The organism is Clostridium sp. AWRP (assembly GCF_004006395.2).
Lineage (GTDB): Bacteria > Bacillota > Clostridia > Clostridiales > Clostridiaceae > Clostridium_B.
The window spans coordinates 1,670,522-1,685,648 of sequence record NZ_CP029758.2 but is presented as its reverse complement, the minus strand read 5'-3'; the positions used below and the strand labels follow the sequence as shown (position 1 = coordinate 1,685,648).

Genomic DNA, 15,127 nt, shown 5'->3' with positions numbered 1-15,127 from the left:
ACTATTTTTGCAGCATAACGACATAGTACTCTTTTATAAACCTTTAAGTGAATGTAAATTTTGCCAAAAAGCATTATAATTTAACTATAGAAAAAAGTTAAGCCTACTTTTTAATAGCTTAACTTATTGAGGTGAAATTTATGGAAATTGAAAATAATACTCTTAAACAAGGTAAAATAAGAAAATTACTTTTAAAATTTGCCATACCTTCTGTGTTCGCACTTTTGGTATCTGAGCTTTACAATATTGTAGACACGGTATATGTGGGGCACTACATAGGAGTTACTACACTAGCAGCTATTACTATAGCATTTCCAATTCAAAAATTATTAGTAGCCCTTGGGCTTTTGATAGCTGTAGGAGCTTCCACTTATGCCGCTAGAAGTTTAGGTGAAAAGAATTATTCAGAATTTAAAAAAATAGTATTTACTTCTTTTAGTTTGGTTCTAATATCACTTACAATAGTTTCATTAATTATTTTTATATTTAGAAGGCCAATCTTTTATGTATTAGGTGCAGACAATCTAACTTATCCTCTAGTTAACAAATATGTATCTATACTGCTTTTAGGAGGTGTTTTCCAGTCATTATCAGTAGTTGCCTGTTATATTATGATTTCTCTAAAAAGGACAAAAGCCCTCCTATATACTAATTTAATAGGTGTTACTTTAAATATTTTAATCAACTATATATTAATAGTTAAATTGCACTTTAAAATAGAAGGTGCTGCTATAGCTACTGTATTGTCTCAAATAACTGCCTTTACCTTTGCATTTTACAAGTTTAAAAATATCATAAAGGAATTTCATATGGAATTTTCAATAAGTTCCATTCACAATTCAGTTACAAAAGAAATTATATGGGGCATAATGACCGTTGGATTCTCCACCTTCATAATAGAAATTGAAGATGCCTTAGTTACTGTAGTTCTAAACAACCTTCTTTATACTGAGGGCGGAGAATCTGCCATTGTCATGGTAGGAGTAATAACTAAAATTTCTATGTTTCTATTTGTAACCATAATAGGCATAAGTTCTGCAATGCAGCCTATAGTTGCTTATAATTTTGGTGCTGAAAACTATGATAAAGTCAAAAAGGTTTTAAATACTTCAATTAAAGTAGTTCTAATAACCTCTTTTGCACTTTGGTCAATCTTTATGTTATTTCCAAATTATATCATAGGCTTTTTCTTAAACGATACTGCCCTTTTAAATAAAACAGTTAAAGCATTCAGATTATGCATATCTCTAATTCCTTTAACAGGAATATATTATGTAGTAATAAACTATTATCAGGCAATTGGTGAAGCTAAAAAAAGTTTCTTACTTTCAATATATAGAGAGATCATAGTGTTTATCCCTTTAGCCATACTACTTGTTCAGCTTTTTGGTATAAAAGGTGCCTGGGCTGCCTATCCTATAACTGATGCCTCCGCTGTTTTAACCTCTTTTTACTTTTTAAATAAGGCATTAAAGGAAGATTTTGATCAAGTTGGAGTGAGTGAAAAATTTTAATGGCTTACTTTACAGCCACATATATATCCACTTCGGAATTTTCACTCCCATCATATCTCTCATCATAAATCTCAAAATCTCCTGTATATGTTCTTTCAATATCAGCATTCCATATATATCCCCAGGCTTCTCCAATGCTTTCCGGCATTTTCCCCTTTGCTGTTACCACATAATATTTAGATGCCGGAATTACTTTATATGTCATACCATCAGGTATGTTACTTGGATCTTTTACTTGAAGTCCAACCATATAAGAATAATGTCCAAATTCTTTATTTTCATAATCACTATATAATCCTAGGATTTCACCATTCTTAAGCTTATTGGGTATTTTATCTTCAAGCTTTTGCTGGCTAAATTCTGTCCAAAGTTTTTCAATTACAGCCTTGCATTTGCCATTTTCATTAGTAGTCCTTATTTCTTTTCCAACCAATATAATTTGATCCTTTTTAACTGTTTTACAAGTTATTTTGCTCTTTCTCCACCTTTTCAAATTAGGAAGACAGTTTGCCATAAGGCCCCTTGCTTCACTTTCCTTCATTCCCTTTTGAACCATAAAAGGTACAGAAGCCTCAATCATCTGTTCCATAGTTAAATCCGGTTGTTTAAAATCTCCATTTTCATAACAGTAAATACAATATTCCTGATTTTTTTTATTATTCTTTTCAGTACCATAAAGTTCCTCACTCATTGGCATTCCACAACTTTGACAATATTTTTGTTTCATATAATATTCTCCTCCCTATAGGTTAATTGATAATTTTATTATACAGGGAAGCTTTGACAGCATTATGTCAGGTTTAATTTTGTTTTTGATAAATAGCATTCATTTTTTTGCACCTATTTTTTATAATCTCTCTTACATGAAGAGGTTTTATTACTTCCACATATTCCCCATAGCCAAGTATCATGGAATAGATCCATTCATCCTCCAAAAATTTAGTATTTACTATGATACTTCCATCTTCTTGAAATATGATTTCATCCTTATCAAAAGAATCTTCTACCCTATATCTAACTTTTTCTGAAAATTTAAGAGTAAGTTCTGTAGGAAGTTTCTCAACTTTATTCATGCTTAAATATTTTTCATAGGGAATTCTACCTTTATGAATATCTTCATTTAAAACACTCAAAGTATCCATTCTAGAGAGTTTAAATATCCTGTAGTCCTGTCTTATATTGCAAAAAGAAAATAAATACCACCCAAAACCTTTAAAAACAAGAGTTATAGGTTCTACCTTCCTCAAAATATACTCACTTTTTGCATTTCTATAGTTAAAAGTCATACACTTCTTGTTCTCTAAAGCCTCATATATCATATTATATTTTTTATTTTCTTCACTAGATTTTTTAAAGCCCCAGGGCAAAGTATCTATAAATATTTGTTTAAAATGCAAATTGAAATCACTCTTTTTTTCATCCGGCACTATATTTTTTACTTTTTCAATAGCTAAATCCACGTTTTTATCATTTAAAACTTCATTTATGTTTCTCAAAGCTTCTACTATGGAAATCATGTCATCCAATGTTAAAAACTGATGGTTGATTTTATAATTATCCACAATATAAAAGCCCCCATTATTTCCGGACTGAGATGCTATTGGAATCCCAGACATGTTAATTGCTTCAATATCCCTGTAGATGGTTCTTACAGAGACCTCAAATTTTTCAGCCAACTCTCCTGCAGATATTTTCTTTCTATTTAAAAGCATGACAACAATTGCAATAAGCCTATTTATTTTCAAAACTAAAATCCTCCATACATTTTAATTACAGTTCTTCTTCCGCATCAATATCCATAATTGTCTTTTCTATGACTTTTATTCTTTCTTCTTTTAGTTCTAGTAAAAAATCAATGTAATACTTCTGCCATTCATATTCCAAAGTATCATTATATAAAAGCAGCCTTTCTGTAGAGATACTAAAAGAATTACACCTCAAATCATCATAAAATACATTTTTACCAAGTACAGCAAGAGACATATCATCCAGTGATTGAAACGCCTCTTTATATTCATCACCAAATAAACACTCCAAATTCAAAATATCCATGTAATCTTCAAGAGAATGTACATTTTCACTTATAATTTCAAGCTTGTCTTTAACATTTTCGCATTTTGTAATCTCATCCACAACACAACTAAATGCATAGTTATCCATTTTCCTGCCTTTTTTAAAGGCAACATAATTTTCTTCATTATCTTCTTTATCTATAACAACCATATTATAAAGATTACCGCTACTGCAGGAAATCAAAAACCTAGTTTTAAATGAATTCTCATACTTTTTTATATAGACTATAAGTTTCAAGTTCTTAATATTAAACTTAGAAATAATTTTACTAAAAGCTCTGTTTACAATTAAAGATATCTCCTCTTTGCTTTTTCCTAAAAGCCTTTCACTTATTCTTTTAAATTCATCCATTGATATTGTAAGTTTTTCTTTACTACTTTCTGATAAAACTACAAAAACAGACTGATTAATAAGTATTTCAAAGACATTTATTGGGGCTTTTATAATATTTATTTTATACTTTTTACCATAATCTCTAAGTAATTTTCTAATATCTTTCTGCATAAAAAAATTACAAAATTCAGTTTCAATCTTCAATTTTTCAAGATATTGTTTTATATAATAAATGCCTTTTATATTCATATTATCAAATACAAGGGGATAATCCATAGTACATGTTACATCCTGTGCTGCAAAAATTATATCATAGCTTTCAAAGAAGCAAGTCAACGCAGTATCTATCGTATAGTTATATATTTCATTTGGAATATGAAGTTTGTTTTCTTTTACTTCTCCATAAAGTTCTTTGCACTCTAACACAGATTTTTTAAGGATTTCAAGTCCACTTTCATACATTTTAACTATATCATCTTGAACCATCAAAGAAAATCCTTTACTGGAATTTGTCGAACCTTTAATGTAGGCATTTATTGCATAGTAAATTGAATTCAAAATACGAACTGCTGTATCCTCTTTTATGGAACCGCTTTTACCTTTTGTGTATCTTACTATTAGATTTTGGAAAATATATAGTGCATCTGTGTTTCTACTTTTAATAAATTCTTTCACTATTCATTGCCCTCCTCTTTCTTTATGTCATCAATATCTTTACCATTTCTAAAATTATCTACAATTTTAGAAATACCTTTGCCTTTTATAAGTTCCATTGAACCCCCATAAACTGTATTGTAAAAAAACATTATAGTTTTTAATATTTCATCATCACATAAAAAATCTGACGTAGAATTTTTCACATAATGAAATACTTCATACATATCACTAATCGTTTCAACTAAATTGTCCTGATTTACATAAGAAGATTTTCCAAGCTCCTTTATAATAGATTTCATCACATCTAAATTTAACTCAATCCTTCCTTGAGCTTTTAATACACTTTTTCTGGTCTTTATTATATCTTTTGCATCTTTAGCACTAAGAGCAAGATTGTGTGTTTTAAGGTCATCATTTAATTTAGAAATTTCATTTATACTGTTTGATTCCTGTAACTTACTAAGTGAATTAAATATTTCAGGTAAATTCATCATTTTCCCTCCTAGAAATAGAAATAAAGTGCTTGACATAAAATTCATTTTATGATATAGTAATATTGGATATTTTTATTTTACTAGTCAATGATTATTATAACATATTACTATTTATTTTCAAATAAGTAATTTATACTTTATAAATTTTTATATACAGACATATTACACTATATCTTTTTCATCCTGTGCTTTTCCTGACTGCTTTATCATAAAGGTAACTATAAAAGCACTAATTGCCAAAAGCCACATACTAGCATTATAAGATTGTGTCGCTCCTTTAATATATCCTACCGCATATGGTTCAAAAATTCAGCAAAAATATCCTAGGGATAACACCAAGACGTCACGGTCACCTAATGCCTGTAAAAAAGTATATCGTTTTGTTTCCTCTTTCTTAAGCTTTTCTTCTGTTGTAACTTTTATTAGCCACTGCCATCCAGAAAGACCATGCCTAAAGCAAATCGTACTATATAAAATTGTACAGGTGTTTTAACAAAAATCATCAAGGAAGAAACAATTCCCCAGGAAAGCATTATTCTACAAATCCACCTTCTAGCACCAACCTAAGTACTTATCAATATAAATTTTAAAAATTTATAGATTTTTTTGAAAATTTATTCTAAACAGAAAACTCAAATGTGAAAATTGGGAATAAATTAAGACAGCTTCTTATTAGCTGCCTTTAAATTATATAAATATCGATTTTACTCTCTCCAATACCTATCATACAAATTCTTCATATGATTATTCATTCTCTTCATAGCTTCTTTGGCATTATGATCTCTAATCGACTCTATAATAGATTTATGCTCATTAAAATTAGCATCTCTATATTCAGGACGATTAAACGTTTTATCTTGAATAAATTTCCACAAACCCTGCTGCTGTTTTGAAACACTTATATCCATCATAAATTTTATAAATAGATCATTATGAGAAGCTCTTGCTATGTCATTATGCAATTCATCATCTGTTTCTGACAAAAATATGCCTTCAGCTGTTTCCTTTTCCATTTTACCTAAAGTCAGATCTATCTTTTTAATATCTTCATCTGTAGCTCTCATAGCAGCATATTTTGCAACAAACGGCTCTATAGACATTCTTGCTTCTACAATGTCTTCAGGTGATGCAGCTTCCACTAATGCCTTCGATTTAGAATCATCATTTAATAATTGAATACTTTTAACATAAACTCCCTCTCCCTGACGGGAATATATAATTCCATTTAATTCCAATGCACTAAGTGCTTGTCTAATAGGCGCGCGACTCACTTGGAACTGTGCACATAATTCTCTTTCAGTTGGTAATTTATCGCCCACTTTAAACGAACCTGATTGAATTTCTGAAAGAATTTGATTATAAATTTGTAAATATAGTTTTTTACTAGATACAGGTCTAAAAGAAATATCAATCACCTCCAAATAATAATTAATTATATCTCCATATCATTTATTTAACTTCATGAAATTTTTATATTTAAATATATCATAGAAGTAATTATATACTTTTATGAATTAACTTGCAATATATTTACTTTTTACTACAAATAAATCCAAATCTACCAGCAAATCTAGTATAATTTTATTCATCAACTCCTATTATATTTTGCAAGTAAATTACTATTTCCTTCAGAAGTGTATAAGTAAAGTTCGTTAAATATTTTGATTAGTCTTATCAAAATATTTAACGAGCTGAAGATTATAAAAAACATACACAATATAAATTTACTCTTTGTTTAAAAATTATGACAGTTCAAAGGCTCCTGTATACAACTGATAATATTTCCCTCTTTGCTCAATCAAATCATGGTGACTTCCTCTTTCAATGATTCTGCCTTGTTCCAGCACCATAATTACATCTGAGTTTTTAACCGTTGAAAGCCTGTGAGCAATTACAAATACCGTCCTTCCTTTCATAAGCTTATCCATTCCCTCTTGAACAATAGCTTCTGTTCTTGTATCAATGCTGGATGTAGCTTCATCAAGTATTAAAACCGGTGGATCTGCAATAGCAGCTCTAGCAATAGTTAATAGCTGCCTTTGTCCTTGTGACAGGTTTCCACCATCTCCAGTAATAACAGTATCATATCCATTTGGTAAATGTTTTATAAATCCATCTGCATTTGCAAGCTTTGATGCTGCAATTACTTCTTCCTGTGATGCATCTAATTTTCCATACCTAATGTTATCTGCAACTGTTCCTGTAAACAGATGAGGATCCTGCAGTACAATTCCAAGAGATCTTCTTAAATCATCCTTCTTGATTTTGTTAATATTAATGCCATCATATCTAATTTTCCCATCCTGAATATCATAGAAACGGTTAATTAAATTAGTAATAGTAGTCTTTCCTGCACCCGTAGCACCTACAAAGGCTACTTTTTGTCCCGGTTTTGCATAAAGCTTTATATTATGCAGTATAACTTTCTCATCAGTATATCCAAAATCCACATCATCAAATACTACCTCTCCAAGAAGTTTCGTATAAGTAAGCGTGCCGTCATGATGGGGATGTTTCCATGCCCAAATTCCTGTATGTTTTTCAGTTTCTACTAATTCTCCTTTTTCATTTTCTTTTGCATTAACCAAGGATACATAGCCTTCATCCGCTTCTGGCTTTTCATCAAGAAGTCTGAATATACGTTCAGCTCCTGCTAGTGCCATTATAACAAAATTAAACTGCTGAGACATTTGATTAATTGTAGCACTAAATGTTCTCGTCAATTGTAAAAACGCTGCAATTCCTCCAAGAGTAAATCCGCCAAATCCACTAATAGCTAAAATAGAACCAAAAATAGCAACAAATACATAATTGATATAACCAATGTTACCCATAATAGGCATTAAAATATTGGCATACTTATTTGCATTATTTGAACTGTGATAAAGCTCGTTATTCAACTTATCAAAATCAATTTTTGCATCTTCTTCATGACAAAAGACTTTAACAACCTTCTGGCCATTTATCATTTCTTCTATATATCCATTTACCATACCTAAATCTTTTTGTTGAAGTCCGAAATACTTTCCACTTTTTCCCCCAATATTTTTGATAACATAAATCATTAAAATTACAATTAAAATTTCAACTATAGCCAGTGGAAAACTTAAATATACCATTGAGATAAAAGTACTGACAACAGTAATAATTGCTGCTAATATCTGTGGAATACTCTGACTAATCATCTGCCTTAAAGTATCTGTATCGTTTGTATAAATACTCATCAAATTTCCATGAGAATGTGTATCAAAGAAACTAATAGATAGGCTTTCCATATGAGAAAATATGTCATCTCTTATTCTTTTAAGAGATCCTTCGGAAATTATAATCATCACACGACTGTATACATATGTTGACACAACTCCAACATAATAAATTACTGCCATAGTAGTTATCATTTTTAAAAGCGGTCCAAAATTAGGATTTGATCTTTGTAAAAGAGGTGTTATATAATCGTCAATTAAGTTTCTCAAAAATAATGTACCAACAACATTAGCAAGAGAACTTATGGTAATACCTACTAATACAATAAGGAATAAAAACTTATATTCCTTAATAACATAAGCTAATAATCTTTTTAATGTTTTTAAAGAATTTTTGCTAGGCTTTACATATCCACGATGTCTGCCCATTTGCCTGGGTTTAATATTATTATTTTGACCCATTGTCATCATCGTCCCCTTTCACTTGAGATTCATAAACTTCATGGTATATCTCATTTGTCTTTAGTAACTCCTCATGAGTTCCAAAGCCATCTATTTTTCCATCATTTAATACAATAATTCTATCTGCATCCTGAACTGAAGAGACACGCTGTGCAATAATAATTTTTGTAGTATCTGGTATTGCTTCTACAAATGCTTTTCTAATAAGAGCATCAGTTTTAGTATCTACTGCACTAGTAGAATCATCTAAAATTAATATTTTTGGTTTTTTTAGCAGAGCCCTTGCAATGCATAATCTTTGTTTTTGCCCACCTGATACATTCGAACCACCCTCTTCAATAAAAGTATCATACTTATCAGGAAACTTTTCTATAAATTCATCAGCTTGAGCTTGTCTACATGCAGCAACTATTTCTTCATCAGAAGCATTTTTATTTCCCCATTTCAAATTTTGATTTATTGTCCCGGAAAACAGTACATTCTTTTGCAGCACCATTGAAACTTCATCCCTAAGAGTCTCTATGTCATATTTTCTAACATCAACTCCACCAACTTCAACAGTTCCACATGTAGTATCATATAGTCTTGGAATAAGTTGAACTAAAGTAGATTTTCCACTTCCTGTTCCTCCTATAATACCTATTGTTTCACCCGAATTAATTTTCAAGTTTACATTTTCCAAAACTAGATTGTCCATATTTTTATTATAACTAAAACCAACTTTGTTAAAGAATATTGAGCCATCTTTTACTTTAAAAATTGGTTCCTCTGGATCTGCTAAATCACTTTTTTCGTTCAAAACCTCAACAATTCTTTCAGCAGATGACTTGGCCATAATTACCATTACAAATACCATTGAAATAATCATAAGACTCATTAATATATTAACAGTATAAGTAAATAGGCTCATAAGTTCTCCCGTTGTCATGGATTTTGAAACAATCATTTTTGCTCCAAGCCACGACAAAAGCAAAATACACGTATACACTGCAAACTGCATTGCAGGAGCATTAATTATTATTAATTTCTCAGCCCTTATAAAGTACTTATACAAAGTTTCAGACGCTTTATAAAACTTGCTTTTTTCATGCTCTTCTCTTACATAAGCTTTTACAGTCCTTATGGCAGTTAAATTTTCTTGTACACCAGCATTCAAATCATCGTATTTTTTAAAAACTTCCACAAAATATGGATGTACTCTAGTCATTATAATATACAATATAATTCCCAAAAAAATTATGGCACCCAAGAATACAAGTGCTAACTTTGCATTTATATAAAAACTCATTGCCATAGCAAAAATTAGCATAAACGGTGCTCTAACAAGCATTCTTATTATCATTTGAAATGCATTTTGAACGTTTGTTATGTCTGTAGTCAATCTAGTTATAAGACCAGCTGTAGAATATTTATCTATATTAGAAAAAGAAAAGTTCTGAATATTATAGTACATTGCTCTTCGCAGGTTTCTAGCAAAACCAGTAGATGCTTTAGCCGCATATTTTCCTGATAATGCACCACAGGTAAGTGACACAAATGACACCATAAGCATTATAGTCCCAACAATACATACATATTTTATATCTCCTTTTCCCACACCATTATCAATTATCAATGCCATCAACATTGGAATAATCGTCTCCATTATGGCTTCTAAAGCAACAAATATAGGTGTTATAATAGAATCTCTTTTAAATTCACCTATATAACTTGATATCTTTCTTATCATACCCTTGTTCCTCCCCTTGTTAGGTTTCTAACTACTATCAGGAATCTATATTCCATCCCCAATTTTTTCAGACAATCTGTCAAGTAAATCCACTAATATGTCTGTCTCCTCATCACTTAATTCATCCTTTAAAGATTCTTCCATTTCAAGAATGAAATCATATACCTTTTTTTGAATTTCCAAACCTTTTTCTGTTATTATTATCTTCTTAAGTCTTGCATCTTCAGAAACACTTACCCTTCTAATGTATCCGTTTTTTTCCATTAGCTGGAGTACACTGGTTACTGAGGAACGTCTAATATCAAGTTCTTCTTCTATATCCCTTTGAAATATATCTTTTTTATTGGAATTACAATATATAAAACCGAGTATTCTAGCTTGAACAGCAGTTATACCATACTGTGATGCCTCTTTATCTATTCTTCTATGAATTCTCCTAGAAAGTATACTAATCTTTCTTCCAATGTACATTTCTGTTTTATTCTTCATTTTCATACCTCCGCTATTTGTTAGATTTCTAATTGTAAGGTTTCTAACTATTATAATTTTAATTATACATTATGTCAATAATTTTTCGCAAAATATAAAAACTATGAAGTTTAGATTAAAAATCTTTCTTCATAGTCCCTATATTACTTTATAAGTTCTTTTATCCACTTTTTTATTCTGTAAGGTTCATTAGTCCAATATTCGGCAATCTGAGGTAAAATTTCATATTGAATAATACTTTTATATTCCTCTTTGCTTAATGTATTCTTCGGCGTACAAAAATAGCTGTGCCCTATACGAAAATCCCCACCTAAGGAAGGATCATTTTCAATATCTTCATTAAGTTTTATAAACTTTTCAATAATACTGTCTGCCAATTCTTCATTCTTATTTTCTATATATCTTCTAAAATTTAAATTACTAAATGCAGGTTCAATTTCAATAAAAGCAAAACGTCTTCTAAGACCACAATCAAACACTCTGCTGCTGCCTTTACGTGCACTCATAGTGCCTATAATATAAACATTTCTTGGTATATAAAATAAGTTTTCAATATAAGGTAGAGATATAGCATAATTTTCTCCCCTCTTATCAGCCTCAACAAGCATGATAGCTTCCCCAAAAATCTTACTCAGATTTCCCCTGTCTATTTCATCAATTATAAAGTAATAGGGCCGTCTGGAATCATTTTGGGCTTGCTTGCAAAAACGATAAAATATGCCGTATTTAAGACTAAACCCATTCTTTTCTGGTCTATAACCTATGACAAAATTTTCGTAAGAATATCCCTCATGAAACTGAATCATCTTAACCCTTGCATCATCTCTTTGTTCCATTATAGAATAAACAAATTTTTGGGCTATAAAAGTTTTACCAACACCAGATGGACCTTTTAGAATTATGTTCTTTTTATGCCTTAAAAGATTATATATAACATCATACTGACCTTCTTCCATAAATATTTCATTTAAGAAATCCTCTTTAGAATACGTAGATTTTGAACAAGCAGGTATTTCTAAATCTTCTTCATTAATAACATCCCTATTTGGCACAATTTCAGTATACTTGGACTTATCTATTTTCATTCTCTCTATGCTTAGTAATTTCATATCCAATACTTTGTAATTTCTAAACAGACACTCTTCATCCCTAAACTCTCTAATTTTCCTAGTATTTTCAACATAATTTGTAAGTTCTTTTGGATCTGTAAAAATTATACCTTTTTCTTCAAGCAAAACGTAATCTTCAATTGTATCCGTATTAATTATAGGGAAAATGTAAGGCTTCAAGCAATGAAGAATAACTGAAGCTTCCACTGCTTGCATACCTTTTATACTAGTTTTAAAGGTTTCCTCAGCCATATGAAGGATTTCATTTTCATCATATGATTTATGTATTTTTATACACAAAGATATAAATCTTCTAGCGCTCTCTTCATCTGATTTTGAAGTGAATGTGTAAAATCCAGTGCTAAACATTCCTACAGACCAGTCACCTACAACATTTTCATATTCATGTTTTCTAGCTCTCTCCATTACAGAATTAAATATTTTTGTTAGCCTTTTCTTTTCTTCTATAGGCAAATGACTATTTTTTATTTTTTGGATTTTATATTTTACCTTAACTTTCCAGGTACCCACAGTCATAAAATATAGCATATCCAAATCACTTACATCTATAACATCTATTGGTGTTCTTGAAAAGGACTCTACTGTTTCCCTGACAAGCTCATAGGACCCATCGTATTTATCCGGATCTATATCAGGCATATCCATTATTTCCTGAAGAAGTTTGTTTTCTTTAAACTCCTCATATAATTTCAATGAATTAAAAAGATTTTTTGAAGTTATATTTTCATCATCCTCTTTTTCAGTATAAGAAAGTTTAGAAAAAATAGACTCACACTTATCCCTTACATAAGAATCATCTAGATCTCCATAAGATTCTTCTATTATAATACAATTTGAAATTTGAGCATTACAAGTCATATCATCCAATTTTTTTATTATTTTTAGCCATTTATAAAATACGCTTTTTTTCATAGGAATTCCCCTTTTTAGTTTATAATAAACAGAGTTCTTGACATCAGATAGAGTTTTAACTCCATCTGATGCTTATTAACAGGATTCTAAGTGCTTCAGCACTTAGAAGGCGTTATCCTTTAGGAAAAATCGTTATCCAGGGACGTAACCGCTCTTTACCCTCACTTGAAAAAGTGGGAGTATTAGTGCGGGTAGTCATCGGATAAAAAGCAGCTTTATAATTTATTCTTCCATTTTAATCAAAATTATATTACATTAAATTAAATTTATATAATTTAGCCTTCTAATACCATGGAATATTTTACATTATACTTTAATATGAAATGTGTTATAATCTTATTTGTGACTTTAACCATACATAAGCAATAACTCGTATACACTCGGTAATATGGTCCGAAAGTTTCTACCTGCTAACCTTAAATAAGCAGACTACGAGGTTATTTGAAATTTTACACATTTTTCAAATATACCTCATTTTTTATGGGGTATTTTTTATATTCTTAACTTTCGCAGTTTAAAAAAATTGCGAAGCAATTAATTCACAATGCACGATGCACAGTTCACAATTAAGGATGATTTTCTTTCGTTAAAACTTTAGAAAATCTAAAATATAGCACCATTGAAGCAAAGCTTCAATAAGCTTCAAATTTAAAATTTTTCGCAGCACAGCGGAGAAAAATCTACCGAAATTGTGCATTGTGAACTGTGAATTGTGAATTCATTTAGGCCGCAAAGTTTTTAATGTGTGAAAGTTGAGTTATGTACTTAAAACTTTATATTTTCAAAAAGGAGTCTATCATGGAAGCTAAAAGACAAGAAGAACAAGCATCTGAAATAGGATTAATTTATGGAGTTTATGATAAACCTAAATTATTATCTCAAATTTTATTAGGATTTCAGCACATTTTTGCTGCTTTTGGTGGAATTATTGTAGTCCCAATAATCATTTCATCTTCACTAAAACTCGACTCCCATGCATCTACGGCACTAATAAGTGCTGCAATTCTAGTAGCTGGAATAGCTACCTTCATACAATCTAGGGGTATTGGCCCAGTTGGAGCAAGAGTAGCTTGTATTATGGGAACAGACATCACTTTTGTAGCCCCGGCTGTAGCCGTTGGAAAAAGATTTGGACTTTCCGGCGTATTTGGAGCCACTATATTAGGAGCACTTATTGTAATTATTTTAAGCTTTTCTATTAAATACATAATGAAGCTTTTCCCACCAATTGTAACTGGAATAGTTGTATGCCTAATAGGACTTACACTTCTGCCAGTTTCAATAGATTGGGCGGCAGGAGGTTCTGGAGTTCAAAATTATGGGAGTTTAAAAAATATAGGCATTGCGTTAACTGTAACCTTAATTACTTTACTTTTAAATCATTATGGCAAAGGGCTTTTAAGCAGTGCCTCAATTTTAATTGGGATGGCAGCAGGTTACATAATTTGTATTGCTCTTGGTATGGTAGATTTTTCATCTATTTCAAAAGCAAGTATAGTAACACTTCCAAAAATATTTCAACATGGTATCACCTTTAATTCAAGTGTTCTACTTCCCTTTATTCCGGCATATTTAGTTTCTGTCATAAGTACTGTAGGAAATTTAAGAGCAATAAACGAAATATCAGGTATTAAAGAAGATGATATCAGTATTTCACATGGTGTACTTTCTGATGGAATTGGAAGTGCAATTGCTGGAATATTTGGTGCTATGCCAAACACTTCTTTTAGTCAAAACGTGGGATTGATTCCCCTTACTAAAGTTGCAAGTAAATTTGTCACAATGACTGCAGGAATAATACTTATTATACTTGGATTATTTCCTAAATTTGCTGCAATAATAAACGCAATGCCTCAAGTTGTACTTGGTGGTGTTGGAATAGTAATGTTTGGAACAGTTGCTGCTGCTGGAATTCAAACCTTAAGTAAGGTAAAATTAAATAATAGGAACCTTCTCATAATAGCAACTTCTATAGGTTTGGGTCTTGGAGTTACCTTTAGGCCTGAAATTTTATCAAACCTTCCAGAAAGTTTAAAGATGATTTTTTCATCTGGTATCTCTACAGGAACTATTGCAGCACTTATATTAAATCTTATTTTGAAAGAAGAAAAATAAAAAATCGCGAGGTGTT

The 15,127-nt window shown here is 30.5% G+C and carries 11 protein-coding genes and 1 riboswitch; of the genes, 2 read left to right on the top strand and 9 right to left on the bottom strand.

The features are described 5' to 3' along the window. Positions 1–140 precede the first annotated feature (140 nt). Positions 141–1,514, top strand: a complete 1,374-nt coding sequence (locus DMR38_RS07790) for an MATE family efflux transporter (RefSeq protein WP_127720748.1) — start codon at positions 141–143, stop codon at positions 1,512–1,514. 4 nt (positions 1,515–1,518) lie between these two features. Here the strand turns inward: DMR38_RS07790 and DMR38_RS07785 are convergent, their stop codons facing one another. The 9 genes from DMR38_RS07785 to DMR38_RS07745 all read right to left on the bottom strand — a co-directional run bounded on the left by DMR38_RS07785 (position 1,519) and on the right by DMR38_RS07745 (position 12,996). After that, positions 1,519–2,241, bottom strand: a complete 723-nt coding sequence (locus DMR38_RS07785; protein ID WP_127720747.1) for an effector binding domain-containing protein — start codon at positions 2,239–2,241, stop codon at positions 1,519–1,521. A gap of 73 nt (positions 2,242–2,314) precedes the next feature. Next, positions 2,315–3,259, bottom strand: coding sequence for a YafY family protein (locus tag DMR38_RS07780; RefSeq protein WP_127720746.1), 945 nt, complete (start codon positions 3,257–3,259; stop codon positions 2,315–2,317). A 25-nt stretch (positions 3,260–3,284) separates the two neighbouring features. After that, positions 3,285–4,595, bottom strand: coding sequence for a DUF6179 domain-containing protein (locus tag DMR38_RS07775; protein ID WP_127720745.1), 1,311 nt, complete (start codon positions 4,593–4,595; stop codon positions 3,285–3,287). Beyond that, on the bottom strand, positions 4,595–5,071 hold the full coding sequence (locus DMR38_RS07770; RefSeq protein ID WP_243124485.1) for a DUF6323 family protein: 477 nt from the start codon (positions 5,069–5,071) through the stop codon (positions 4,595–4,597). Before DMR38_RS07770 ends, DMR38_RS07775 begins: the two co-directional genes overlap by 1 nt. 704 nt (positions 5,072–5,775) lie before the next feature. Then, entirely contained in the window at positions 5,776–6,486 is a 711-nt protein-coding gene (locus tag DMR38_RS07765) for a FadR/GntR family transcriptional regulator (RefSeq protein WP_127723963.1), read from the bottom strand. A 327-nt stretch (positions 6,487–6,813) separates the two neighbouring features. Then, positions 6,814–8,736, bottom strand: coding sequence for an ABC transporter ATP-binding protein (locus tag DMR38_RS07760; RefSeq protein ID WP_175412945.1), 1,923 nt, complete (start codon positions 8,734–8,736; stop codon positions 6,814–6,816). Beyond that, positions 8,723–10,465 carry an ABC transporter ATP-binding protein gene (locus tag DMR38_RS07755; RefSeq protein ID WP_127720744.1) on the bottom strand — a complete coding sequence of 581 codons (1,743 nt, stop codon included), beginning with the start codon at positions 10,463–10,465 and terminating at the stop codon, positions 8,723–8,725. Before DMR38_RS07755 ends, DMR38_RS07760 begins: the two co-directional genes overlap by 14 nt. A gap of 45 nt (positions 10,466–10,510) precedes the next feature. Next, positions 10,511–10,954 (bottom strand): MarR family transcriptional regulator, encoded by a 444-nt coding sequence (locus tag DMR38_RS07750; RefSeq protein WP_127720743.1) that lies wholly within the window; start codon positions 10,952–10,954, stop codon positions 10,511–10,513. Positions 10,955–11,097: 143 nt separating this feature from the next. Continuing rightward, positions 11,098–12,996, bottom strand: coding sequence for an AAA family ATPase (locus DMR38_RS07745; protein WP_127720742.1), 1,899 nt, complete (start codon positions 12,994–12,996; stop codon positions 11,098–11,100). 350 nt (positions 12,997–13,346) lie between these two features. After that, positions 13,347–13,448, top strand: a riboswitch (purine riboswitch). Between the two features lie 346 nt (positions 13,449–13,794). On the opposite strand from DMR38_RS07745, the gene DMR38_RS07735 reads away from it, so the two are divergent. After that, on the top strand, positions 13,795–15,111 hold the full coding sequence (locus DMR38_RS07735) for a nucleobase:cation symporter-2 family protein (RefSeq protein ID WP_127720741.1): 1,317 nt from the start codon (positions 13,795–13,797) through the stop codon (positions 15,109–15,111). Positions 15,112–15,127 lie beyond the last annotated feature (16 nt).

What these genes read in the sequence shown, in the direction of transcription:
- DMR38_RS07790 (WP_127720748.1), top strand. Translation starts at nt 141, where the DNA reads ATGGAAATTGAAAATAATACTCTTAAACAAGGTAAAATAAGAAAATTA.
- DMR38_RS07785 (WP_127720747.1), bottom strand. Translation starts at nt 2,241, where the DNA reads ATGAAACAAAAATATTGTCAAAGTTGTGGAATGCCAATGAGTGAGGAA.
- DMR38_RS07770 (WP_243124485.1), bottom strand. Translation starts at nt 5,071, where the DNA reads ATGATGAATTTACCTGAAATATTTAATTCACTTAGTAAGTTACAGGAA.
- DMR38_RS07760 (WP_175412945.1), bottom strand. Translation starts at nt 8,736, where the DNA reads ATGGGTCAAAATAATAATATTAAACCCAGGCAAATGGGCAGACATCGT.
- DMR38_RS07755 (WP_127720744.1), bottom strand. Translation starts at nt 10,465, where the DNA reads ATGATAAGAAAGATATCAAGTTATATAGGTGAATTTAAAAGAGATTCT.
- DMR38_RS07750 (WP_127720743.1), bottom strand. Translation starts at nt 10,954, where the DNA reads ATGAAGAATAAAACAGAAATGTACATTGGAAGAAAGATTAGTATACTT.
- DMR38_RS07745 (WP_127720742.1), bottom strand. Translation starts at nt 12,996, where the DNA reads ATGAAAAAAAGCGTATTTTATAAATGGCTAAAAATAATAAAAAAATTG.
- DMR38_RS07735 (WP_127720741.1), top strand. Translation starts at nt 13,795, where the DNA reads ATGGAAGCTAAAAGACAAGAAGAACAAGCATCTGAAATAGGATTAATT.